Here is a 25188-nt window from a genome sequence, read left to right as displayed (position 1 = left end):
CCTACGGCGGCCCTCGTATCGGGCTGGAGCTGCGGGAGAAGGGCTGGCGGGTCTCCGACAACACCATCGCCGCGCTGATGGCTGAAAATGGTTGGGTAGCAAGGAAAGTCAGACGTAAACGCTCGACTACCCGGCAAGGTAAACGTCATGCCGCGCCGGATCTGGTGCACCGCCAGTTCACCGCCGTCGCCCAACACGTCCTGTGGGTCGGCGATGTCACCGAGATCGTCACCGACGAGGGGAAACTGTAGTTGGCGGCGGTGGAAGACCGGTTCTCCGGGCGGCTGCTCGGCTACGCCACCAGTGCCCACCATGACGCCGAGCTGGCGTGTGCCGCACTGAAAATGGCGGCAACCACGCGAGGCGGGTTCGACACGATCAACGGGGTGATCTTCCACTCTGACCGCGGCAGCGAATACACCGCCGCGGCCACGAACGCCTTGTGCCGGCACCTCGGGGTGGTGCAGTCGATGGGCCGGGTCGCCTCGGCCCTGGTCAATTCCCCGGCCGAATCGTTCAACTCCACCCTGAATCGTCGAGTTCGTGCACCGGCACCGTTTTCGTACCCGCGCCGAGGCCTCGTTGCGGATCGTCACCTGGATCACCGGCTTCTACAACCCGACCCGCCGCCACAGCCTGTGCAGCGGAATGTCACCAATCAACTACGAAACCCACATGGCCGCCGTCCGAGCGGCCTCCGTAGCGGCCCTGTCACGAGACCAGGCCGCATAAAGGAGCCTCCACACTTCGAGGGGATTGCCACCGGACATGGGCGGAGGGGCGCCGAAGACATGAGGTGTCCGAACCTTGAAGTTCTCCGCAGCGATACGAACGCCGATCTGCTCGTCGGCCTCACGAATGAGCGCCGCGACGACCGATTCGTCGGCTTCGAGATGCCCAGAAGGCAAGTGCCACGCGCCGTCTTCGTACCCAGCCATCGCCATGATCGCGGCGCAGTTGGCTTATGGCCCACCGCCCCCTTCAACAGCTCCGTCGCGCGGCGATGCACGGCCAACTCCGCCTACTTCTTGCCCTGGTCGAGCATCTGATTGCATACATAGTCAGCTACCCCACGCCTACAGCTGGCCCTTGACACCGCGCAACCCACGAAATCCAAGCACCCTTCAATTGGTTGCGGTTCGGCTCCGTTCGCCGACCCAGGCGGCGATCTGGGCGCGTGAGGTGAATCCGAGTTTGGTGAGGATGTGTTCGACGTGTCCCTGGACGGTGCGCTGGGAGATGCTCAGGTGGGCGGCGATGGCCCGGTTGGTTAGACCTTCGGCGACGAGGTCGGCCACCTCCCGCTCCCGTGTGGTCAGCTCCGTTCGGTGATCCGGACCGCGAGCAGTGGTCCGGGTTTCTTGGCTCAGGGCGTAGCCGATCGCGGCGTCGAGATCCAGCGTGGCGCCTTCGTGGTAGGCAGTCTCGAATGCTCGCCGGCCAAGCGAGTGACGGGCGGCTCGCTCACTGTCCTTGTGGTGGACCGCCAGATTGGGGAACAGCACCGTAGCGGTGCCCGTCGAATGGGACAGTGCATGCGAGGCGCCCAGCAACACGGCGGTGCGGCGCGCGCTGTCCTGGGTTCCCTCAATCCATGCGAGTGTTTCCAGGGCTATCGGCGCCATGTACGGGTCTTTCTGCTGCCTGATCAGCTGAAGCCCCTGCCGCAGCAGCCGCAGGGCCCGGTCGCCATCACCCTGCCGCCACGCGGCAACCGCTGTGGCCCACAAGGCATATGACCGATGTACGGAATCGCCGTGGGATTCGATGATCGCGAGGGCCTTCTCGTGGTAGGAGATCGCCGCTGCGCTGTCCTCCTGGAGCGCATGCGCCCATCCGAGCGCCAAAAGCGCCCAGACCTGCCCATACACATCGCCCTGCGCAGCAAACGACTCAAGCGCGGCTTCCGGGGGGATGAGTGTGCGGGCCGGGTCGCCGCTGCAGAGCGCGTGGAGGGCTCGGGTGAGACCTGCGTACGCGTGCACGATCGGCTGGTCGGTCGTTGTAGCGAGCGTCTGCGCCTGCCTGACCAGTGCGGACGCTGCGGTGTGGTCGCCTTGTGATTCGGCAACCAGCGTGGTGCGCCACACCGCCTTGGCGCGTGCTGCGGTGGCGGTCGCGGGACGCGTGGCGAGGGCGGGGTCGAGCCAGTGCCGTGCCTCACTGGCTTGGCCTCGGGAGAACCAGAACGGTTGCAGCGCTGCCGCTATCGACAACGCGGCGTCGGATTCCGCTTCGGTGTCGGTCAGGCAGAAGTCCAGTGCCTGGCGCAGGTTGGGTTGTTCGCGGTCGAGGCGGGCGATCCAGTCGAGTTGGCGGGGGCTGATCCAGTCGGCGTCGGCGTCCAGGGCGAGCTGTCGGTACCAGTCCAGATGCCGGCGGCGCAGGTCCGTGTACTGACCCGCTTCATCGAGTTTGTCGCGGCCGTAGTCGCGCACCGTCTCGAGCAGCCGGAACCGCACCACCGAATCCGGCTCCTCCCGGATCAGGATGGACTTGTCGACCAGGGCGGTGAGCACATCGAGCAGGTCCTCGGCTGTGAGATCGTTGCCGCATACCTGCTTGGCGGCGTCGAGTTCGAAGCTGCCGGCGAACACCGACAACTGGGCCCACACCTGTTGTTCGGCCTGGGTGCACAGCGAGTAACTCCAGTCGATGCACCACCGCAGGGTCTGCTGTCGGCTGGGCGCGCTGCGGCTGCCACGGGTCAGCAGGGCGTAACGGTCGGTGAGCCGCTCCAGAATCTGTTCGGGTGACAGTGCCCGCAGCCGGGCCGCCGCCAGCTCGATCGCCAACGGCAGCCCGTCGAGGTGGCGGCAGATCTCGGTCACGGTGGCGAGGTTGCCCTCGGTGAGCGCGAAGCCTGGGACTGCGGCGCTAGCCCGTTCGGCGAACAGGGTGACCGCGTCGTAGCGGGGCGCAGACCGCAGCGACGGTTGCTGATCGGGGTCGGGGACGGTCAGCGGCTGCACTTGTAGCACGGATTCCCCACCAATGCCGAGAGGTTCTCGGCTGGTGGTGAGGATCCGCAGTGTCGGGCATGCCCGCAGCAACTTCCCGGCGACCTTTGCTGCCGCATCTACGATCTGTTCGCAATTGTCGAGCACCAGTAGCAGCTGCCGCGGCGCCAGATAGTTGATCAGCACGTCGACCACCGGCGGACCCTGTGGGCGCAGCCCTATAGCAGCGGCGATCACCCCGGGCAGTAGGGCGCCGTCGTGCAGCTCACCGAGCTCGACCAGCCACACCCCGTCAGGGAAGTCCCGTTTCGCACCGGCCGCTACCCGTGACGCCAGTCGGGTCTTGCCGACCCCACCGATCCCGGTCAAGGTGACCAGCCGGGAGCTCTCTAGCCGGCTCTTGGCCTCGGTCAATTCGGTGCGGCGGCCGATGAAGCTCGTCAGTTCGAGGGGAAGAAGCGACTTTCCGCTGACCGGCGAACCGAGCGGCTGGGGTTCTCGCACCGGCGAGCGGCCGGCGGTCAGCGGAAGCAAGGGAACTGGGGTGCTTTCTTGCGGCTCGGCACCCCCTTCGGCCCGCATCGCCATCTCGTCGACCGGCAGCCCACGCCCAGCCTGCAACTGCTGCAGTTGCTCGCCCAAGGTCGCCGCGGAGGGCCGCTGCTCGGGAGTGCGGGCCATGGCCTGTTCGATCACCACCGAGAGGTCTTCGTCGATGCCGTGCTCGCGCAGATCCGGAGTCGGTTGTGTGGTGATTCGCAGGAACTGGGCGACGACCTGTTCGCCGCTCCGTCGCTCGAACACCGCGTGCCCGGTCAGCGCGGCGAACAATGTGGCGCCGAGTCCGTAGACGTCCCCTGCGGGGGTGGGTGCCTCGCCGGCCAGCACCTCCGGCGCGGTGAACGCCGGTGAACCGGTGACCGTGCCGGTGGCGGTGTGGAACCCATCGGGGATGCGTGCGATGCCGAAGTCGGTCAGTGTCGGCTCACCGTAGTCGGTGATCAGGATGTTGCTCGGTTTGACGTCGCGGTGCAGGATGCCGAGCCGGTGCGCGGTGGCGAGGGCCCCGGCCAGCTTCACCCCCAGCCGGAGCGTTTCCTCCGATGACAGCGGACCGTGACGGCGGATCCTGGTGTCGAGGGAGCCCTCCGGGTAGTAGGGCATGACCAGGTACGGCAGACCGGACGTCGTGGTGCCGACCTCCAGCACTCCCACGATGTTCGGGTGCCCTGTCAGCCGGCCCATGGCCTGCTGCTCGCGGACGAACCGCTCTCGGTTGCTCTCGTCGAGGTCTGCGGTGAGCACCTTGACTGCCACCATCCGGTCCAAGGTGACCTGGCTGCACCGGTACACCACACCGAACCCGCCACGCCCGATCTCTTCGGCGTCGGCGAATCCGGCTGCCACCAGCTGCGCTGTGATCTCGGAGATCACGTCGCGTTGAGTTTTCAACGGGTCGATGTCGCCCATGCGCGGTCCTGCTCTGTGACGTACGCCCCAGGATATCGCGCCGTCCAGCGTGGTTGCCGGGTCTATTGGTGTCGAGGGCGACCGGGCGTATCCCAGAACGGCGCGGCCACTGTGCCCGAGACGACGACCCCGCCCAGCGGGAACATCACGGAGCTGGCGACCGCCGTTTGGCCCTCGATTCGCGGGTCGCTGCCCTTAACAGGCAGATTATCGAGCTGTTCCGCTAGCATTCCGACGGCGCGAGCATCGAGTCGATGCCCGGTTTCGGGGGCACGGTTGACCAGCTGGCTGCAACGGTGGCGGGCCGCCAGTTCCCACAGCTCGTCCGCCACCAGCCCGTGCGACAACGCATCCACCACGATCAAACATCGTGCAGCCTCGGACGGACCGCCGAAGTATCAGCGTCCGCCGAAGGGGTCGGTCGTGGACTCGGTCGAGCCGCAGATCGGCGAGTTGCTGAAGGTGTATCCGATGATGCCGTCGACGGTGATCGCCGAGCGGATCGGCTGGACCCGTTCCGTGCAGGTGTTGTCGAGCCGGTCGCGCTGTTGCGGTCGGCGTATCTGCCACCCGATCCGGCGTCGCGGAACGCGTATGTCGCCGGGGAGATCGCGCAGTGCGATTTCTGGTTCCCGCCGATCGAGTTACGGGTGAGGTTCGGGCAGGTCCGTGTCCTGAAACAGTTGCTGGTGCTGGGGTATTCGCGGTGGCTGATCGCGATGCCGATCCCGTCACGGCATACCGAGGATCTGTTCGCCGGCTGGTGGGCTCATATTTACCGGTTGGGTTCGGTGCCAGGGGGTTTTGGCGTGGGACGGTGAAGGCGCGATCGGCCGCTGGCGCAGCGAACTGACTGCCGAGTGCCGACCAGTCCCGGGAACACTGGGCACGCGAGTGCTGGTCTGCAAGCCCGCCGATCCGGAAGCCAAAGGAATGATCGAGCGGGCCCACGACTATCTCGAACGCTCGTTCCCGCCGGGGCGATCATTCCCCAGCTCAGCCGATTTCAACCCCAGCTCGATGATTCGCTGGCGTCGGTGAACGCTCGGACGCGGAGGGCGCTGGGTTGCGCGCCGACCGATCGGATCACCGCGGACCGCCAAGCGATGCTGGCGTTGCCGCCGGTCACGTTGGAGACCGGGTGGCGGAAATCGGCGCGGGTGCCGCGCGATCACTACATTCGTCTGGACTCCAACGATTGCTCGGTGCATCCCTGGGTGATCGGGCGCCGGATCGAGATCCTCCTCGCCGACCCGGTCCGGGTGTTCTCCGCCGGCCAGATCGTCGCCGATCACGAACGGATCTGGGCCTGGCATCAAACGATCTCCGACCCGACCCATGTCGAGGCGGCGAAAGTGTTGCGGCGCCGCAGGATCAGTGTCCCGTGTCCGGCACCCGAACCCGGTGTCGAGCAACGCTGCCTGACCGATTACGACACCGCACTGGGCATCGACATCGAAGGCGGGGTGGCCTGACGCCTCCAAGGGGCAGAACCACCGCGAAACCATCGACCGCGACAAGGGATTTCACTGCCGAGCTGACCTTCTTCATTCGGGCGTTGAAAGCGCCTTCGCGGCGGGCGCCGCGCAGCGGGTGCCCGAACGCGCCCGCACCGAGAACTGGACCTACGAGGAGTTCCTGATCGCCTGCCTGCAGCGGGACGTCTCCGCCCGCGAATGCCACGAGGGTGACGGCCGCATCCGCTCCGCGTGTTTTCCCTACCGGAAATCGTTGGAAGAGTTCGACTTCGGTCACGTCCGGGGGTTGAAGCAGGACGTGATCGCCCAGGTTGGGGCAAGAATAGAACCGTCTACACCCGATAAGGCGCTGCGCTTGGCGCGGTGATTGTCGACGGCGAAGGTGGGGTCGAGAATGGCTGGTAAGGTGGCCTGAGGCTTTGATACCCGCTCGCCCTTGGGACAAGTTCGATGATGCTTTGCGCCTTATTAAGGCATTCCTGCCATTCGGTGTCAGGATCGGAGTCGATTGTGATTCCGCCTCCGACACCGAGGACTGCAGTCCCGCTTGGGGCGAACTCGACAGTGCGTATCGCCACATTCAGTTCGAGACCGGCCAAGGGGCTGCTCATTCCCATCGCACCGCAGTACACGCCACGCGCACTCGATTCCCATGTGGAGATCAGTTCGTGCGCACGAAGTTTGGGGCAGCCTGTCACCGACGCGGGAGGAAAGGTGGCCTCGTGCAGGTCTGCGAACGTCGTTTCCGGCGGTACGATGGCGCGGACCGTCGACACCAGGTGCCACAGCCCCGGCGCGGGCCGTACTTGAAGGAGTTCGGATACCGATACCGATCCGATGGTGGCAATCCGCCCGAGATCGTTGCGGACAAGGTCGACGATCATCACGTTCTCCGCGACGTCTTTAGCGGATGCACGCAACACGGCCGGATCCGCGCCACGGGGCAGTGTTCCTTTGATAGGGCTCGAGATGACGATGTTTCCCTTCTTGGCGAGGTACAGCTCGGGGGAGAACGAGGAAACGGCCCCCCACTGCCCGGCGATGTACGCCGCATGCACAGGATTCGTTCTTTCGATACCGTCAGCGTAGAAGTCCAACGGTGAGCCCGAGTATCGGCCAGTGAACTGTGTGCAGATGCAGCTTTGATAAACCTCACCAGCGCGTATCGCTTCCTTACATGCTTTGACGTTGTGCCGGTGCGTGTCACGGTCTGGTGCGGTCCAGTGCATGGACCAGGTGCCGGCTCGGACGGATGGTGTCAGTGCAGCAGCAGCGACATCGTCCGGGCACCTGCAGTCGGTGAGGCTCTCATACCACCAGCATCCGGCGGTATCCAGACGCAAGATCGAGTCGGTCCATCCGCCAGCGGTCGCCGGGAGCCGACCGTGCCCGTCAGGGTATGCGACGTAGCCAATCCAACCTCCGCCGACCACAGGCCCCTGCCCTCGTGCACGGCCGGCGACCCAGGTACGGCGCCCGACGGAAACGCTGTCCAAGCAGGTACGGCTTCCGCACGGATCGTGGGTGCGATGACCGCCGCGCTGTCGAACCATCGACCTGTAAGCGCTGCCGGGCCGGGGATGCCGCGCACTTGGGCGCGGAAACCGAGGGCTCGCAGTACCTCTGCGGGCTGGCCGCCCTGACCTAGCCGTTGGAGTCTCACCGCAGAGCTTCATCCGCTGCAAGTGGGAACGAGTACGGCTGTTCGGTCGGGATCATGTGCATTTGCTGCCTCCAACATTCTGACATGCACCATAATCACCGTTTCGGCATAAGATCGAGCATGGGTGCCGAATTCCCACCCGGGCGGAGCTCTAATCCCATGGGATTCACCGGGTGAACGATGTGAGCAGGTGGCTCTAGAGTTTTGTGATATCTCGGGTCGACCCTTCTGTGATTCATGAACGGCGCAGAATCTCGGCCTTCGACGCACTGCTCAGGAGGGCTCAATGACCGTCGTATTGCCACCGCCTAAGACTCGTGAGTCGGATTCGACTCCGCAGCGCGCCACCGAGGCAAGCGGCGCGTCTGAAGCAGGGCGACTGACTGATATCGGTCGCCTCGTTGTCCACTGTGCGGACCGGCCGGGGATTGTTGCCGCAATTTCCCGTTTTCTGGCGGACCATGATGCGAACATCATCGAGTCGGATCAATCGACCAGCGATCCGAGTGGCGGTGATTTCTTTCTGAGGATGGTATTCCGCAAACGCGACCTGCAGGCGGAGATCAACGCAATGGCCGGGCTCTTCGAGTCATCGCTGGTCGAGAAACTCGGAGTTGTAAATTGGTCATTGACTACCACTGCCAAGTCGAGGCGTGTCGCGGTGATGGTTTCGAAGTACGATCACTGTCTTGTGGATCTATTGTGGCGTGCGCGACGCGGGGAGCTTCCCGCCCAAATCGGCCTCGTTATTTCGAATCACCCCGACCTGGCCGCTGAGGTTCGTTCGTTCGGTGTGCCTTTCGTGCATATCCCGGTTACCCGTGATAACAAAGCGGAGGCCGAAGCGAAGCAACTCGAGCTGCTGCGCGATAACTTCGATCTGGTGGTCCTTGCACGGTACATGCAAATCCTGTCTGGTGACTTCCTCGACAAGATCGGTTGTCCGGTGATCAATATCCATCATTCTTTCCTGCCTGCCTTTGCGGGTGCGGGTCCGTACGATCGCGCGAAGACTCGTGGCGTCAAACTGGTCGGTGCGACTGCGCACTATGTGACCGAAGATCTGGATGAAGGCCCGATCATCGAACAGGACGTCGTGCGGGTCAGCCATCGCGATGATGTGGCAACCCTCGAGCGTCGTGGCGCTGACGTCGAACGCTCCGTATTACATCGCGCGGTGCTCTGGCACTGTGAAGACCGGGTGCTTCGCCAGGAAAACACGACGGTGGTGTTCGCCCGATGACAGCCCGGCTTATCGACGGAAAATCGCTCGCCCAGACGCTACGGCGACATATCGCAAACGAAGTGGCCACGATGGACCGCAGCCCTGGTTTGGCGACCATTTTGGTCGGGGACGATCCAGCGTCGGCAATTTACGTGTCAAGCAAGCGGCGGCTCTGCGTCGAGTCGGGTATGCGCGATCGCCATCGACTTCTGCCTGCCGATGCGTCCCAGCGTCAGGTCGAGGACGTCATTGATGACCTCAACTCCGATCCAGATGTGGACGGAATCCTGCTGCAGCTCCCATTGCCGCGGCATCTTGATGGTCAGGCGCTCATCGAACGGATCGATCCAGATAAGGATGTCGACGGACTTACCGAGGCCAGCGCGGGCCGACTGGCTTTGGGGCGTCCAGGGTTGCGGCCGTGCACCCCTTCCGGGGTGATCCAGCTACTCGACTCGGCCAAGATCCATCTCGAAGGTGCGCATGCGGTCGTAGTCGGACGTTCGGATCTGGTTGGACGTCCTCAAGCACAGATGCTGCTCGCACGAGATGCCACCGTGACCATCTGCCACAGGCACACAAGGGATCTCGCCAGCTACACCCGCGACGCCGATATCGTGGTTGCCGCAGCAGGTGTCCCGAAACTGATCGGCGCTGATCACGTCAAACCGGGTGCCGCTGTTATCGACGTCGGAATACACCGAACGGACAACGGACTTTGCGGCGACGTCGACTTCGACGCGGTGGTCGAAATCGCGGGGTACATCACCCCGGTTCCCGGTGGGGTCGGTCCGATGACCATCGCGACACTGCTACGAAACACCCTCACCGCAGCCAAGCTGCCCGCGCGCTCGAAGAGAGCGTACGACCGTTATGTGGTCTCGCGGAGCGGTGCCGACGAAGCGGCAACCTCGGCATCGATATCCGCCCCGATCTGATCCGATCGAGTGAGTTGTGGGGACGCGGCCGATGTATAAGAAGCGACTATGGCGGAGGCCGCGGTTGCCATTTGCCGCGGCGAGCCCGAAAGTTGGGTATACCACCAACGAGAACGTTGTGCGCGGCGATGATTCCCAATCTCTTCGCGGGTGCGGCTGGGTGCCGACAAACGGCTGCGGGCCCGCTCGGGGCGGTCTATCAACCGGGCGTAGGTCCCTGCCAACAATCTTCTGCCTACCTCGCCAGGACTCTTCTGCCGCCGGACGGGTCCGTAACTTCAAGGACTGCCCTGCCCGATGATCAGAATGCATGAATGCCGGTTCCGTGAACTACTGACACGAGGCGGCCCCCTCTCGTTGGGGACCTGGATCAGACTTGCGGCGCTGGAGAGCGTCGAACTGGTCGCTGAGGCTGGATTCGACTTCGTGGTGATCGATCTCGAGCACGCCCCTCTCGACATGCACACTGCGTTTGCAATGATCGGCATCGCCAAGAGCTCTGGTCTCGCACCTGTTGTTCGGATTCCTGCTGGCGATCTCGGCGTGATCCAACGCGTACTCGATTGTGGCGCTGAAGGATTGGTGTTCACCCACATCGAGTCGGTGGCGGCGGCTCGTGCGGCGGCTCGCGCAATGCGTTTCCCGCCGCAAGGAACTCGCAGCTTCGGAAACATCAGCCGCGCAGGACAGTGGGGAGCATTCGACCGGGAAGCGTATCTCGAATTCGGTCGGAAGCAGGTCGTCTGCGTCGTTCAGATCGATAGCGCGACTGCTGCACTCGCCGCCGGCGAAATCGCCGCTGTGGATGGGGTCGACGCGGTCTTCATCGATGCCGCGGCACTGGCTGTGAGTGAAGGAAAGCAGGAGGACGATCCGACCATCATGGAGTTCATCGGCGCGGCTATCGCCGGGTCGCATGCGATGGGAGTGCCGGTCGGCAACACTGGTGTGGCGACTGAAGACGCGGTACGTAGCACCGTTGATCTCGGCTACGACTTCACTGTGCTGAGTGACGACGCGGCGTTGCTCGGCGCTGCCGCACGAGAGGCTGTAGTGGTGGGCCGCACCGTCGCAGAGGTTGCCTGCGTCCCGGCGTCTCCAGCTATGGCCAACGCTGAGCGCCCTGCCAACATTGAGGTCTTCTGCGGTTGGCTGAGCGCGAATCGCAGTCTCGCTTTCGATAGCTACGCGGAGCTCCACCGATGGTCGGTGACCGATATCGCCGAATTCTGGGGGTCGCTGTGGGCCTACTTCGACATCGCTGCCCACTCGCCGTATGACTGTGTGCTCGGGGAGTATGCGATGCCTGGAGCCCAGTGGTTTCCGGGGAGCACGCTCAACTATGTCGATCAGATATTCCGGAACCGTTCGGCCGAGGCTATTGCACTGATCGAGGAGAGCGAACCCGGAGGCCCCGATCGACGGACATTCTCGTGGGGCGAACTGGAACGCCAGGTCGGCGCTGTTGCCGATACACTCCGCCGAGCCGGAGTGAGCGAAGGCGATCGCGTCGTCGGCTACTTGCCCAACATCGCCGAATCAGTTGTGGCTTTCTTGGCCACAGCGACTTTGGGGGCCATTTGGGCGTCGTGCGGGCAGGACTACTCCGCGTCGGCTGCCGTCGATCGACTCGGCCAACTCGAACCCAAGGTGCTCATAGCAGCTGATGGATATCGCTACGGGGGCAAGTCTCATGACCGTCGCGCCGCCATCGAGCACATCGCATCCCACATGGATACGGTTGAGATCACCATCGTCGTCCCACGATTGGGGCTTCCCATGGACGAACTGCAGCCCGTCCTCGACTGGTCAGCGGCCAGTGCCGGACATGTACCGTTGAGGCCCACACCGGTGGTGTTCGACCACCCGCTGTGGGTGCTGTTTTCGTCTGGTACGAGTGGCCGCCCGAAAGGCATAGTTCACGGACATGGCGGTGTCGTTCTCGAGCACCTCAAGTCCATGTCTTTTCACCTTGATCTAGCCCCTGGCGACGTGTATTTCTGGTACACGTCCCCGAGTTGGATGATGTGGAACTTCCAGGTGGCTGGGCTCCTCGTAGGCGCCACGATCGTCTGCTACGACGGCAGCCCGGCCTTCCCTGTCACGGGCACATTGTGGGATCTGGCCGAGCGCAACCATGTCACCTTCCTCGGGACCAGCCCGGGCTACCTGCAAACCTGCGAGAAGCATGAGCTGTCACCAGGCAGCACGTACAACCTCGCAAAGTTGAAAGCGCTAGGTGTCACCGGTTCCGTGCTTCCGCCGACCTCTAACCGGTGGGTCGCCGAACACGTCAGCGCCAATACGCAGGTTGTATCGATGACCGGAGGAACGGACGTCGTCAGCGCGTTCGCCACAGGCGTGCCCACCGAACCGGTTCGAGCCGGCGAGATTTCGGTCATTGCCCTCGGCGCTGCCTTGGAATCATGGGACGAGCAGGGAAGAAGCGTGGTCGGAGAGGTCGGTGAGATGGTGGTGACCAAACCGATGCCATCGATGCCAGTGCGCTTCTGGAACGATCCGTCCGGAATCCGTTATCGCAACGCCTATTTCGACACATATCCGGGCGTGTGGAGACACGGGGACTGGATCACCGTCACCGAACGGCGCAGTGTCATTGTGCATGGTCGTTCCGACTCGACCCTCAACCGTAACGGGATTCGGATGGGCAGTGCGGATATCTACCAGGCAGTGGAAGGGCTTCCCGAGGTGCGCGAATCGCTCGTCATTGGAGTCGAATACTCTGACGGCAGCTACTGGATGCCATTGTTTGTTGTTCTCGCCGACGAGGTGCAACTGGACAACGATCTGATCGATCGGATCCGCGACGTTATTCGCCGCGAAACATCTCCGCGGCATGTACCCGACGATATCCTCGCTGCACCTGCCATCCCACACACACGGACCGGAAAAAAGCTGGAAATCCCTATCAAACGCCTGTTCCAGGGCGCTTCCGCCGACACGATTCTCGACCCTCAGTCCATCGATGACACCACGGCATTGCGCTGGTATGTCGACCTCGCTATCCAGCGCCACGCGAAGACCGTTACGGAGGCAGCTCGATGACCGATCTCGCGCACGGTTGCATTAAATTGGAAGCCGATGCAACGATCGCCCGTATCACCCTCAATCGTCCCGACCGTGGGAATGCCTTCGACCTGGCAATGGCCGAGGATTTCCTCGAAGCCGCCGAAACGGTCTGCGACCGCGTTGGGAAAGGGCTCCGAGTGGTCATCCTTGATGCGGCCGGCCCGATGTTCTGCGTCGGTGGTGACCTTCAGGCATTCGCCTCGACCGACGCTCCTGGCGAGTTGATGCGTCAGGTGACATCGAAGTCGAATCGTGCGATCGAACTACTCACATCTGCAGCAGTACCGGTCGTCACCGTCGTCCAGGGGACCGCCGCAGGAGGTGGCATCGGGATCATGTCGGCTGGCGACATCATCATCGCCGTCGACACAGCAAAGTTCCGAATGGCCTACACCGCCGTCGGATTGACCCCGGACTTTGGGACATCCTGGCTGCTCACCCGCGATCTCGGCCTAGCGCGGGCACTTGACCTGACCTTGACGAACCGAGTGTTTACCGCCACGGAAGCACACAGCTGGGGATTGATAAGCCGAACGGCCGACCCAGAAAATCTGGCTGTCGACGTCGAGGCCACGGTCAACCTGCTTGCGGCCGGATCGACTGCGACGCTCGCGGAAGCGAAAAAGCTACTCCGAGATACCAGCAGCGTGGACTTCAGTGCACGATTGCTACGCGAGGCAGAAACCATCAGCCGAATGGTGAACGAACCCGCCGCGTACGAGGGTATCGACGCATTCCTTAACAGGCGAGAACCGAAATTCTCCTGACCGTTGTTGAGCCGGTTCGGCCCTGACTGTTCAGTCAACCGCAATTTTGCGCGTTGCCCAAGGAAGACGACTTCTCAAGGAGCTGTAATGCCCGACGCTGTAATCGTCTCGATTGCGCGCTCACCGATTGGCCGCGCAGTCAAAGGATCGCTGGTCGACATGCGACCTGATGATCTGGCTGCACAGATGGTTCAGGCAGCCCTCGACAACGTCCCGGTACTGAATCCAGCCGATGTCGACGACCTGATCCTCGGGTGTGGCTTGCCAGGGGGCGAGCAGGGTTTCAACATCGCCCGCAATGTCGCGATCCAGCTCGGCTACGACTACATGCCCGGCACCACCGTCACCCGCTACTGCTCGTCGTCGCTGCAGACCACCCGGATGGCACTGCACGCGATCAAGGCTGGCGAAGGCGAGGTGTTCATCTCGGCTGGCGTTGAGACAGCGTCGCGGTTCGGAAAGGGCACCTCGGACTCTCTTGCCGATACCCATAATCCGGTCTACGCCGACGCAGAGGCTCGTACCGAAAAGCTGTCTAGGGGCGGATATCAGTGGGCGGACCCGCGCATCACGGGAGGTCTACCCGACGCATACATCGCAATGGGGCAGACCGCGGAGAACGTCGCCCAGCTCACCGGTATTACTCGCGAGGACCAGGACCACTGGGCAGTGCGCAGTCAGAACCGGGCGGAAGCAGCAAGGGCCACTGGCTTCTTCGACCGAGAGATCACCCCGGTCGTCCTTCCGGACGGCACTGTCGTCGATAGGGATGACGGTCCGCGGCCTGGCACTACCTACGAGCGTGTCAGCAAACTTGATCCAGTGTTTCGCCCCGATGGCACGGTTACCGCCGCAAACGCCTGCCCACTCAACGACGGAGCGGCGGCCCTGGTAATCATGTCCGACGCCAAGGCAAAGAAACTAGGTCTGAAAGCGCTGGCACGAATTGTATCGACCGGTGTGTCAGCACTGTCGCCGGAGATCATGGGCCTCGGGCCGATCGAGGCAACGAAGAAGGCGCTCACCGTGGCGGGCTTGACCATCGCCGACATCGATCTGTTCGAGATAAACGAGGCCTTCGCCGTGCAGGTACTCGCGTCTGCTTGGCAGCTCGGCATCGACGAAGCCAAGCTCAACGTATCGGGTGGTGCTATTGCGCTCGGCCACCCCTTTGGCATGACCGGTGCACGGATCACCGCAACCTTGCTCAACAACCTGAACACCTACGATAAACAGTTTGGTGTGGAAACCATGTGTGTCGGCGGTGGTCAGGGAATGGCAATGGTTCTCGAACGTCTCTGATGTCCGAACCTGCACCAGCATGGACGAGGGTACGTCGATCACCACTGACGGCGACAACGTTGGTGAGGGTCCGCCAACCGGCGCTTCACGGCAGCGCAAAATCCCAGGGGTCGGGCGTCGAAATCCCACCCGCCCGACCGGGTGAGTGACGGTGGCCTCACCTTCTACTGTGACGTCCGACACCATTTGACTGAACGGACCGTCCGGACGCTACGTACCGGGCACATGTGGAGGAACCCACTGTGAGAGGCACCTACGAAACCTGCGAGGTCTGTGCCGGGGAAGCATTGGATTCTCGCAGCTCGATCGTCGTGGTCGAGGTGACGTTCGGCAGCGCGACGAGTGGAACGACAACCGTCGCTCAGAGTGGGGCGAGCGGCATGCGCATTGCACATGGGATCCGCGATGTCGGCCACGGGTGCAGCGGACGAGGGTCGGTGGCCTCCGCAGCACGCGAGTCGTTACCCCGCTTCGTCACCCGGAGCGCCGAGAGAGTTCCATTCGCGGGATCTTCGGCACGGGCTCCGCAGGGGTGTTTTTCATGACCAGCCGTGACGACATCGTCGTGCTTGTTCCACATGAAGACGGGATCCATGCGCTGGCCGGTATTCCAGGTGTTCATGCCGTCGTCTATGACCGCGACGCGGAGATGCCTCGTGAAGCCGAGAGCGCCGAAGTCTTGGTGACACCGTTCTATGTCCGTGGTGACGAAGCTGAGATGGTATCGAAGCTCCCGGCACTGCAACTGGTCCAGCTTCTGATCGCGGGAGTGGATGCCCTAGGTGGGCTGCCCGACTCTATTGCGGTGAGCGACTGCAGCGGAGCACACGGAATCGCCACGTCAGAATGGGTCGTCGCCTCGCTGCTAGCGATCTACCGAGAGCTGCCCGGTTTCGTTCGCGCGCAGGACGGAGGCAACTGGGATCAGCACATTACCGACGAGCTCGCCGGCAAACGGGTACTGATCGTTGGCGCTGGTGATGTGGGCAGTCACGTGCGACGCCGACTGAAACCATTCGATGTGGCGACCACGATGGTCGGGCGGACGGCGCGAGACGGCGTGTACGGGGTCGGCGATGTACTCGGCCTACTGCCGGACCATGATGCGTGCGTATTGGTGGCCCCGCTCACCGACGAGACCCGCGGGTTGGTGAATGAGAAGTTCCTTGCAGCGATGCCCGACGGCGCTGTGTTGGTTAATGCTGCCCGGGGGCCCATTGTCGATACGGACGCACTGGTCGCCGAGCTCGTTTCGGGTCGGCTCCGGGCTGCGCTCGACGTCACCGATCCGGAGCCGCTCCGAGCGGGCCATCCCTTGTGGACGGCCCCTGGTCTCATTCTCAGCCCGCATGTAGCAGGAAATGTGCCAGGAGCTCAGCGTCGCGCCTTCGCTGTTGCGGCCGTGCAGATCGCCGCATACGCTCGTGGTGACACACCACCGAATCTGGTGCGTAATGGGTACTGACTACTCGCCGTGACTGTTATTCGATCTGAGCATGTGTCGTGGGCCTGAAGCTACCCCTATTTATGAGTGTGCAGACATTGATGTGAGGCCGTTTCCGTCGAGCCATCTGTGATTTGTCACAGAAAGCAACGAAGTCGAGTGTCCGCTGTACACGAATCACTCCGGACCGCTTCACAACAGGCGTGACAACGACGTCCCCTATTCTGGAGTATCAAGAGTGTTTGAAAGCGCGAAATCAAGCCGTCCGGTTCGGCTTCAAGCTCCGGCCCCCGATGCGCGTCGTTCGTCGCCGAAGATCGCCGTTCCGTTCCTCGAGCGGGAGCGGGAGTTGGACGCACTCACTCACGCAATCGACGAAACCAGTGCCGGTGGTGGGCAGTTGGTGGTGGTGGAGGGGCCCAGCGGCATCGGCAAATCGCGGCTCCTCGCAGCCGCCGCGGCCGTCGCAGAGGAACGAGGTGCGGAGGTGCTGACGACCTCCGGTGGGGAGCTCGAGCGCGAATACCCTTTCGGATTAGTCCGGCGCCTGCTCGAACAGCGGATTGCTCGAGCTGCGGAGCTTGAGGCCAAGGCATTGTTCCGTGGGCACGCAGCATTGGTTGAACCTCTGCTTCACCCTGCGGCCCATGCCGACGGACCGGCGCTCACAGACGAATTCCAAATCATCCACGGTCTCTACTGGCTGGTAGTTAACCTCGCCGATGAGGGGCCTGTGGTCCTCGTCGCCGACGATCTGCAGTGGGGCGACGACTTGTCACTGCGGTTCCTGCTCTACCTCGCGCAGCGGCTCGATGATCTACCGATCACCTTGGTGGTGGCTGTCCGGACCAGTGATCCAGCTGCGGACAACGAACTGGTCACGCGGTTGGTACTTGGAGCCCGCACCACAATCCGGCCGAGCGAACTTAGCCAAATAGCGGTAGGGGAACTACTTCTCGCCCTGGCCCCCGATTCCATCGAGCAGGTCGGGCTCGCGGAGAAGTGCTGGACGAGCACCCGCGGCAACCCGTTCTTACTCGGCGAGCTGGTCACCGCGATCAACTCGGGACATGTTGCAGTCAGCAGCTTGACCATCGATCTAGCGCCCGCATCTGTGGCTCGTTCCGTGATGCTGAGGCTTGCACGGATGGGCGCGGACGCGCTCGCCTTGGCGCGTGCGGTGGCAGTGTTGGGCACCTCCCCGTCGCACACAACCGCCGCGCAACTGTGCGGGCTCGACTTCGCCGCCGCAACGGCGGCGTGCAGTCGCCTGACTTCGGCCCAGATATTCTCCGATCGCGACCAGCTCGCGTTCTATCACCCGATGATTCGAACAGCCGTTTACGACAAGTACGCGCCGAATGAGCGAGCGGAGGCCCATCTGCGGGCCGCCGAGCTGCTCCGCGAAAATGACGGCGACCTAGACGAGGTCGCTGGGCACATCATGCGTGGCGCGCCCACTCGAGCGAAATGGGCACGGGATGCCCTGCATGCCGCCGCCCGCGGAGCCGGTCGCAAGGGAGCCCCTGCCACCGCAGTCGGCTACCTGCGACGCGCACTCGAGATGGCTGACACCGATCCGGTAGGCGATGCCGACCTACTGTTCGATCTCGGGATCATGGAGGCTGCCGCAGGGGAGCGGACCTCGTTGGACCACCTCGAGAAGGCATTGCAGCTGACCGACGAGCCGAATGCTCGAGCAAGGGCGATGTACGCGTTGGGACAGACGTTGTTCCGGTACGGCCGGGCGGAGGAAGCGCGGACCGTATTCCGCCGCGGCGCAGACGAATTCACATCATTCGATCGTGACCTCGGGCTCCGATTCGAGGCTGGCTACACCGCCTCGGCGACATATCTGATCGATGGACTTCGGGAGGCGCGCGAGCGCGTCGCCGAACTCGCCGTGGCGTGGCCGGCAGGTCAGCGGCTCAGTCCGGTTGAGTCCCTACTGGTACTGCATCTCACGGTGTTCGACGCGATGTCGGTGCCACGCTCGGCTGACCACGCCGAACGCGCTCTGAGGGTTCTGGGCGATGGAGTGCAGCTGTGGCGTGAAACTTCCGACGGCATGACTATCAGCCACACTGCGCTGGCGCTGACATGGTGTGGATTCGCTGCAGACTCGGCAGCCTTGTGTGCGCGCGTCCTGGCCGATGCGCGTAACCGGGGAGACTCGTTGATCTTCGCCGAGATCTCCCTCGCCCGGTCGCTAGCGATGTATGCACTCGGCCATGTAAACGATGCGATGGTCGATGCTCAGGCCGCGATCACCGGTATGCGCCGCGGCTGGAAGTCGACGGTTCCCGCTCCGCAGGGGATCCTGGCCTATTGTCTGATCGACCGCGGCGAACTCGAGGAAGCGTCCGAGGTAGTGCGGGAAGCATCGACGCAGCTGCGCACCGGGGCGACGGAGACCCTCAACATCTGGTTCTACATGGCGCGCGGTCGACTTCGACTCGCGCAAGGCGACCCGGAAGGCGCCAAGGAAGACTTCCTGAAAACCGGATCTCTGCTCGAAGTTCGAGGTTTCCTCAACCCGAACTATGTGCTTGTCCCGTGGCGTTCCCAAGCCGGCCTCGCCGCGCACGCATGCGGGCTGGATGCCGAAGCCCGCGAGTTGATCGACAAGGACATCGAACTGGCCATGCAATTCGGCCTCAAATCGACGTTGGGTGCGGCGTTGAGGGCGAAGGCATTGATCGCTTCTCCACGCCCGGACATCGAGCTCCTGGAAAAGTCGGTGCGGGTGCTCGAGGACGCGGGCACCGCATCCGTCGAGCTTGCCCGGTCTCTCTTGGAATTAGGCGCAGCTCAGCGACGTGCAGGCCGTCGCGTCGACTCGCGTGACCCGCTGCGCAGGTGTCTCGACCTCGCTCATCATGCGGGAGCGACAGCGGTTGAAAAGCGTGCCTACGAAGAGTTGCTGGCAAGCGGCGCGCGCCCGAGGCGGGTTGTGCTACAGGGCGCCGATGCGCTCACACCCAGCGAGCAGCGCATCGCTTCGCTGATGGTCCAGGGCCTGGTGACCCGCGACATTGCGGAGAGTCTCTATCTGACGACGAGCACTGTCGAGTGGCACCGGCGCAACATTTATCGCAAACTTGATGTCGGGTCGCGCGACGAGCTCAAAAAGGTGTTCACTCACGCGTTGAGTTCCGATCGGCAGCTCTAAGGCGTCTTTATCCAACATCGATCTTGTTCCGCGCGCCCACGTGCGGTAGTGACGCATGTTTTCTCCGGCGCGTCAACCACCGTTGCGTGCTGGAATAAGATCGAATAATCGGATTCGCCCTCCTATCGCCACCCAATCGCCCTCCCTTGGTATCTGAAAGCCCCTCCATAGGAGTGGGCTCCCAACAAGCCAGGCACGATCTAACGTTTTCGATGTCCGGGTCAATGTGACATCGGACACCGGGCCCGGGTTGACGCGAGTTCGGACACCGGCACCGTTGCCAGTAGGAGGAAAAAGGATGACCGATCCCACGCCTTTTCGTGCATTCACCGGCGTTGCTCCAGTCGAGTACCCATCGATTATGGGCGCCCCCGAATATTCGGGTTGGCAAGACGAGCAACTGTCGTGGAAGCACGCCTGCTATATCGGCGACTGGTCGTTCGTACCGCAGATCCGAATCAAAGGCCCCGACGCTCTCAAGCTGTTCAAGGACCTTTCGGTCAACAGCCTCGATAATTTCCCGACCGGCAAGGCTAAACATTGCATTCAGTGCAACGACGACGGTAAGGTCATCTCCGAGGGGATTCTGATTCGTCACGGAATTGACGACTTCGAATACGAGTGCGGAACGCCACAATGGGTCTACTACAACCTCAAGGCCGGTGGCTACGACGCCAAGGCGGAGTTCCCGGTGACGCACAAGCTTCAAGTGTCCGGGCCGAACTCGCTGGCGCTGCTCGAGAAGCTCACTGGAACTACGCTTCGTGACGTCAAGTTCATGTCGACGAAAGCGGTCTCGGTCAACGGTTTCGAGGTGTCCGCACTCCGCCAGGGAATGGCCGGAGAAATCGGTTTCGAGTTGCACGGGCCTATTCAGAACCACGCCGCCATCTATCAGTCCGTTTTGGCGGCAGGCCAAGAGTTTGGAATCCGTAGACTTGGCCGCCGAACGGTCCAGATCAATCATCTCGAGGCCTGCTACCCGACGGGCGGAATTCATTTCATGAATGCGTTGTCGGATGACAGCAAGGCAGATTACCGCAGGTTCATGGATGAGAATCTTCCCGAAGAATGGGCTGCGACCCCGTTCGCAGGACCGATGCGCTACAACTTCGCGACTTCGTTTACCGGCAGTTGGGACGGAGCGGCTATCGAGGAGCTTTACCGCAGTCCCGTCGAGATGGGATGGACCAAGAACATCAAGTTCGACCACGACTACGTCGGTCGGGCAGCGCTCGGGGAAGAAGTCGCAAACCCGCGCCGCAAGGTAGTGACGCTCGAATTCAACAGCGACGACATGATCGACATCTATGCGTCTCTGTTCCGTGAGGGTCCTGCATACCACTTGTTCGAGGTGCCGCACGCCCCATGGGTGACCTGTTGGACCGACAAGATCCTGAAAGATGGCCGCACAGTGGGGCATTCAACTCATCCTGGCTACAGCTTCTTCTTCCGTCGTGCACTGGCACTCAGCTTTATCGATATCGAGTTCAGCGTGCCTGGAACCGAGGTCGCCGTTCTGTGGGGGAACCCGGGCGAACCGCAGACCGAAATCAGAGCCACAGTTGCCCGCGCCCCGTACAAGGCTGACGAGCGGCGGCGCGAGCTGTCGACTCTCACCGTCTGACCCCGGTTATCCCTCAGATAACCGGTCAATTCCCAATCAGTTTCTCAAAAGGAGAGAATATGACAGACGCTTCGAGTTCGCCCGTCGAGTCCGGGTTGGCACCTGTAAGGCTCGGAACCGCAGTGCCGCGTGGTGCAGACAGCCCCCGCGTGTTCGTATTGACCGATCGTCTGCCGGGCAAAGCGGTCGACCTGTCCCGCCTGTTCGAGAATGCTGGGCACACACCATTCGCGAGCATGATCGAGTTCTTGGAGGGCGGCAGCCAGGCTGACGATGTGTTGCGAGCGCTGGTGGTCGACGGCCCGTTGGAAGATCTTTCCACCGTGGCGCTCGATGACAGCGAGCTGAACTGGCTGGCTCCCATCCCGAAGCCGGGCAAGATTCTCTGCTCGCTGGGCAACAACCCACAGATCGACTACGAGCCCGAACACGATCAGCCCTGGCCTCGCTCGCTGTACTTCATCAAAGCGAATTCCGCTGTGATCGGACCCGGCGCCACGATCGAGATCCCGGATGGCATCGGGGTGGTCCAGCCCGAAGCGGAATTCTGCGCGGTAATCGGCAAGCGCGCCAAGCTCGTCGATGTGGCCGACATCGAGGATTACATCTTCGGCTACACCATGCTCAACGATGTTACCGCTGCTGGCCTGAGCCTGATGGAAGTAGCCCACCTCGGCGTTCCGATGGTCGGTGGTCGTAAGGAACGGTTCACCTTCCGGCCGATGGCTCGTTACAAGGGGATGGACACTTTCGCTCCGATGGGGCCGCACATCGTTCCCACGTGGGCTCATGACGACCCGGTCAACGACCCGATCACCACCCGTTTCAACGGCATCGTGGTTCAGCAAGGGGCGATGTCCGACCAGCGCTACCTGATCAACGAGGTGGTTGCCAATATTTCCGCCTGGATCACGCTCGAGCCCGGCGATGTCGTCTCGTGTGCATCGATCCCGCAGCATCCGGACTGGCCGCTGCGTCGGGCCGACCTGCGCGGTGAGGATGGCCAGGGCAGCACCATCGAAGTCGGTTCCGTGCGAATCGGAAAGCTGATCAACCCGGTGGTCGTGGTCGAGCCGCACGGTCGGGACAGCATGCGTGAGTCGATCGCAAAGGCCGAGGCGCACGCGTATCGCGCCTGAGTTACACCCAGTTCATCCGACGATGCAGTCGGCCAGTTACAAGGAGAAGTTCATGACAAAGCAATCCGAGGCACCCGTGGTGGGCCCGCCGCGTCTCGCTCATTTCAGCCACGTCCACCTCAATACGCCAGACCTGGAAGCCTCGGTCGACTTCTTCGTCAATGCGATGGGTCTCTACGAGACCGATCGCGACCAGCAGAACGTCTACCTGCGGGCCTGGGGCGAGTGGGCTCACCACTCGGTGATCCTGAGCCAGGCACCCGAGCCTGGCCTGGTCCGCCTCGGGTTCCGCGTCGAGCACCCATCGCACCTGCAGGGTTTCGCTGATCGACTCACCGCCAAGGGAATCGACGTCGAGCACGTCAAGGCCGGCGAGGTACTCGGCCAGGGTGCGTCAATTCGCTTCATCGCCAAGGGCGGTCAGGAATGGGAGCTGGTCGAACGCTTCGACAAGATCGAGCGACCGGTGAAGCACTCGCGGATCATGGACCGCCCTTCGCCGTACCCCGGCGAGAGCGGTGCCACTCCCCGCCGACTGCACCACGCGAACATCCTGGTCCCGAATGTCGCCGAGACCCGGCAGTGGCTGCAGGATGAGCTGGGGATGAAGAACACCCTCGTCGTGCGCGGACCCGACGGATTCGAGCCGATCTGCACCGTCTCCTCGACCGTCGATCTGCACGAGATCGCGATCTCGGCGGACCCGTTCAGCACCGAGGGGCGCCTGCATCACATCGCATTCTGGTACGACGGCATGCATGACGTGATCAGCGCCGCAGAGGTGCTCGCTGAGCGCGGAGTCAAGGCTGAGGCAGGGCTGGGTAAGCACGGGGGTGGCGAGAACTGGTTCTATTACGTCCGGGAGCCCGGCGGTAACCGCATCGAGCTCTACACCGGTGGCTACCAGGTCCTCGACGTCGATCCGTCGAACCCTGATCCGGTGATCTGGAACCTCTCGCAAGCCGATGACGCTTTGGTGTGGATCGGACAGCCGATGTCCGCGGAGTTCCTCACAACGGGGACGCCGTACGCCGCACCGTCTACGCCGCTTCCGTCCGATGACCACCTGACTCGGATCATGTAAGACGGTCCACCGTCTGAATTTCGGCTTCCGCCAGGACGCACCCGCGTCCTGGCGGAAGGAACTCGGGTGCGGCAACGGCGCACGGAAGGAGCTCAACCCCGATGATCAATTCTACGGAGGTGAAGCAGGTCCCGGTCGTCCTCCTGCACGGCTGGGCCGGGTCGGTCCGGACAAGTTGGGGGCCCCTCCGCTGGGAGGGTTGTCTCCGAGACGCGGGTTTCGAGCCCCTCGCGATCGATCTACTCGGGCACGGCGCAGCCGATACGCCTCATGATCCCGAGGACTACGCCAATATCGTGCAGGACACCGCGATGGCGTTCGAGGAGTACGACGTCGTTGACGTCATAGCCTATTCGATGGGGGCGAAGATCGCTCTTGCTCTCGCGGCTCAACGCCCCGAGCGATTTCGCCGTATCGTGCTGGCCGGCGTCGGCGAAAATGTCTTTCGCCCGGAGGCAGTGGGGACAGTCGCGGACTGTCTTCAGATCGGTTTGACCGCTGCTGTCCCCGCGCGTGTGAGGGATTTGGCGGCGATCGCCTTTGCTTCAGGTAACGATCTGGATGCTCTCGCCGCGTGCATGCGGCGTCCTTCGACGCCGTTGACGGTTGCGCAAGCTCGGCAGATCGATATCCCGGTGCTCGTGGTGGTCGGCGCATGTGATGGCGTGGCCGGGTCGGCAGAGCCGCTCGTGGAGGCGCTCCCCGACGCGCAGCTGCTCGTAATCCCAGGAATCGATCACGTCGGGACCACCTACTCGGTCGAGTTCCGCACCGCTGCAGTCGAGTTCCTGTCCGGCGCATGAAATTTCGCCGCCGACCCGTAGCGGATCAACCTCACGATCTGCAGAGAGGAAGAACGCATGGATAGCGACCCAGGGGTTGTGCTGCTCACCGATCGCGCCTGGCCGGACGATTCGATCGAACGCAAGATTATCGAAGGCGCAGGACTCCGATTCGCTGCAGGACCAGCGGATCCCGCTTCTGCGGAAGAAATCGAGCAGCTGGTCATGCGCCACGACCCGATAGCGATCATGACGTGCTGGGCACCCGTATCGGCAGCTGCGATCCGCATACCGTCCGCGTTACGGGCGGTGGCGAGGATGGGCGTCGGTCTCGACAATATCGACGTCCAATCCGCGACTGCACGCGGCGCGTACGTCACCAACGTTCCGGACTACTGCGTGGAGGAAGTATCCGACCACGCCGTCGCTCTTGTACTGGATTGGACGCGGCAGATTTCGGCCTTCGACCGTGATGTTCATTGCGGCACATGGAATCCGGCTGCCGCACGTCTGGGGCGCCTACGATCGAAGACCGTAGGAATCATCGGATACGGCCGAATCGGGAAGGCTACGGCGCGGAAGCTGTCCGCATTCGGGTGTCGCATTCAGGTCAACGCACCAAGAGCCCGCTCCGACGGCCGGGTTGTCCGGGTCGACCTTGACGAGTTGCTTCGCACCTCCGACGTCGTCATTTTGCACGTTCCGCTCACCTCTGAGACCCGTCACTTGATCGGTCGCGACGAGCTTTCGGAAATGCGCGATGATGCCCTGCTTGTAAATGTGAGCCGAGGCGGGCTGATCGATACCAACGCCTTAATCGACGCGCTCCAAAGTGGGGAGATCGGAAGCGTCGCACTCGATGTGCTCGAAGACGAACCTTTCGTGCATCCTGCCTTGCTCCAACATTCCAACGCTGTGATCACCCCCCACATCGCGTTCTCCTCCGACGAGTCCGTTGCAGAGCTTCGCACCAAAGCTGCCGAAGAGGTCGTACGGATACTGGCTGGTCAGCCCCCTCGGTACCCGTGCAACGACCCATCCTGATCA

At 62.8% G+C, this 25188-nt stretch carries 16 protein-coding genes and 5 pseudogenes; 18 read left to right on the top strand and 3 right to left on the bottom strand.

Annotated elements, in window-relative coordinates:
* The 3 genes and pseudogenes from ABZV44_RS27875 to ABZV44_RS27865 all read left to right on the top strand — a co-directional run.
* The coding region (locus ABZV44_RS27875) for an IS3 family transposase (RefSeq protein ID WP_354842224.1) at positions 1 to 251 on the top strand (251 nt) is incomplete at its 5' end.
* A gap of 9 nt (positions 252 to 260) precedes the next feature.
* Positions 261 to 476, top strand: a pseudogene (locus ABZV44_RS27870) (DDE-type integrase/transposase/recombinase); the annotation flags it as partial.
* 67 nt (positions 477 to 543) lie between these two features.
* Positions 544 to 732, top strand: coding sequence for an IS3 family transposase (locus ABZV44_RS27865; protein ID WP_354842221.1), 189 nt, complete (start codon positions 544 to 546; stop codon positions 730 to 732).
* Here the strand turns inward: ABZV44_RS27865 and ABZV44_RS27860 are convergent.
* Both ABZV44_RS27860 and ABZV44_RS27855 read right to left on the bottom strand, forming a co-directional pair.
* Positions 663 to 938, bottom strand: coding sequence for an NUDIX domain-containing protein (locus ABZV44_RS27860; protein ID WP_354842218.1), 276 nt, complete (start codon positions 936 to 938; stop codon positions 663 to 665). The two genes, ABZV44_RS27865 and ABZV44_RS27860, sit on opposite strands and share 70 nt — an antisense overlap.
* Positions 939 to 1124: 186 nt before the next feature.
* Positions 1125 to 4430, bottom strand: coding sequence for a protein kinase (locus ABZV44_RS27855; RefSeq protein WP_354842215.1), 3306 nt, complete (start codon positions 4428 to 4430; stop codon positions 1125 to 1127).
* A gap of 390 nt (positions 4431 to 4820) precedes the next feature.
* Between ABZV44_RS27855 and ABZV44_RS27850 the strand changes: the two are divergent.
* Positions 4821 to 5905 (top strand): annotated as a pseudogene (locus tag ABZV44_RS27850) (IS21 family transposase); the annotation flags it as partial.
* Positions 5902 to 6224: pseudogene (locus ABZV44_RS27845) on the top strand (ATP-binding protein); the annotation flags it as partial. The pseudogenes ABZV44_RS27850 and ABZV44_RS27845, both read left to right, overlap by 4 nt.
* A 16-nt stretch (positions 6225 to 6240) precedes the next feature.
* Here the strand turns inward: ABZV44_RS27845 and ABZV44_RS27840 are convergent.
* Positions 6241 to 7571: pseudogene (locus ABZV44_RS27840) on the bottom strand (aminodeoxychorismate synthase component I).
* A 286-nt stretch (positions 7572 to 7857) separates the two neighbouring features.
* On the opposite strand from ABZV44_RS27840, the gene purU reads away from it, so the two are divergent.
* The 13 genes and pseudogenes from purU to ABZV44_RS27775 all read left to right on the top strand — a co-directional run bounded on the left by purU (position 7858) and on the right by ABZV44_RS27775 (position 25185).
* Positions 7858 to 8814 carry a formyltetrahydrofolate deformylase gene (gene purU / locus ABZV44_RS27835; RefSeq protein ID WP_354842212.1) on the top strand — a complete coding sequence of 319 codons (957 nt, stop codon included), beginning with the start codon at positions 7858 to 7860 and terminating at the stop codon, positions 8812 to 8814.
* Positions 8811 to 9734 carry a bifunctional methylenetetrahydrofolate dehydrogenase/methenyltetrahydrofolate cyclohydrolase FolD gene (gene folD / locus ABZV44_RS27830; protein ID WP_354842209.1) on the top strand — a complete coding sequence of 308 codons (924 nt, stop codon included), beginning with the start codon at positions 8811 to 8813 and terminating at the stop codon, positions 9732 to 9734. The genes purU and folD overlap by 4 nt, the downstream gene beginning before the upstream one ends.
* A gap of 297 nt (positions 9735 to 10031) precedes the next feature.
* Positions 10032 to 10628, top strand: a pseudogene (locus ABZV44_RS27825) (aldolase/citrate lyase family protein); the annotation flags it as partial.
* The gene (locus tag ABZV44_RS27820) at positions 10617 to 12800 is read left to right on the top strand and encodes an acetoacetate--CoA ligase (protein WP_354842250.1); all 2184 of its coding nucleotides are present in this window, start codon (positions 10617 to 10619) and stop codon (positions 12798 to 12800) included. The pseudogene ABZV44_RS27825 and the gene ABZV44_RS27820, both read left to right, overlap by 12 nt.
* Positions 12797 to 13591 carry an enoyl-CoA hydratase-related protein gene (locus tag ABZV44_RS27815; RefSeq protein WP_354842207.1) on the top strand — a complete coding sequence of 265 codons (795 nt, stop codon included), beginning with the start codon at positions 12797 to 12799 and terminating at the stop codon, positions 13589 to 13591. Before ABZV44_RS27820 ends, ABZV44_RS27815 begins: the two co-directional genes overlap by 4 nt.
* Before the next feature lie 87 nt (positions 13592 to 13678).
* Positions 13679 to 14893, top strand: a complete 1215-nt coding sequence (locus ABZV44_RS27810; RefSeq protein WP_354842205.1) for an acetyl-CoA C-acetyltransferase — start codon at positions 13679 to 13681, stop codon at positions 14891 to 14893.
* Between the two features lie 541 nt (positions 14894 to 15434).
* Positions 15435 to 16358, top strand: a complete 924-nt coding sequence (locus ABZV44_RS27805) for a 2-hydroxyacid dehydrogenase (protein WP_354842202.1) — start codon at positions 15435 to 15437, stop codon at positions 16356 to 16358.
* 217 nt (positions 16359 to 16575) lie between these two features.
* Positions 16576 to 19509, top strand: a complete 2934-nt coding sequence (locus tag ABZV44_RS27800; RefSeq protein WP_354842199.1) for an AAA family ATPase — start codon at positions 16576 to 16578, stop codon at positions 19507 to 19509.
* Between the two features lie 298 nt (positions 19510 to 19807).
* On the top strand, positions 19808 to 21136 hold the full coding sequence (locus ABZV44_RS27795) for a hypothetical protein (RefSeq protein WP_354842197.1): 1329 nt from the start codon (positions 19808 to 19810) through the stop codon (positions 21134 to 21136).
* Between the two features lie 149 nt (positions 21137 to 21285).
* On the top strand, positions 21286 to 22275 hold the full coding sequence (locus ABZV44_RS27790; protein WP_354842195.1) for a fumarylacetoacetate hydrolase family protein: 990 nt from the start codon (positions 21286 to 21288) through the stop codon (positions 22273 to 22275).
* Positions 22276 to 22327: 52 nt separating this feature from the next.
* Positions 22328 to 23359, top strand: coding sequence for a VOC family protein (locus ABZV44_RS27785; protein WP_354842192.1), 1032 nt, complete (start codon positions 22328 to 22330; stop codon positions 23357 to 23359).
* 101 nt (positions 23360 to 23460) lie between these two features.
* Positions 23461 to 24162 carry an alpha/beta fold hydrolase gene (locus tag ABZV44_RS27780; RefSeq protein ID WP_354842189.1) on the top strand — a complete coding sequence of 234 codons (702 nt, stop codon included), beginning with the start codon at positions 23461 to 23463 and terminating at the stop codon, positions 24160 to 24162.
* Between the two features lie 57 nt (positions 24163 to 24219).
* Positions 24220 to 25185, top strand: coding sequence for a C-terminal binding protein (locus ABZV44_RS27775; RefSeq protein ID WP_354842186.1), 966 nt, complete (start codon positions 24220 to 24222; stop codon positions 25183 to 25185).
* Positions 25186 to 25188 lie beyond the last annotated feature (3 nt).

It is taken from the genome of Nocardia sp. NPDC004860 (assembly GCF_040609015.1).
Classification (GTDB): domain Bacteria; phylum Actinomycetota; class Actinomycetes; order Mycobacteriales; family Mycobacteriaceae; genus Nocardia.
The sequence above is the reverse complement of the archived record's forward strand: the minus strand, read 5'-3'. Positions and strand labels throughout refer to the sequence as shown.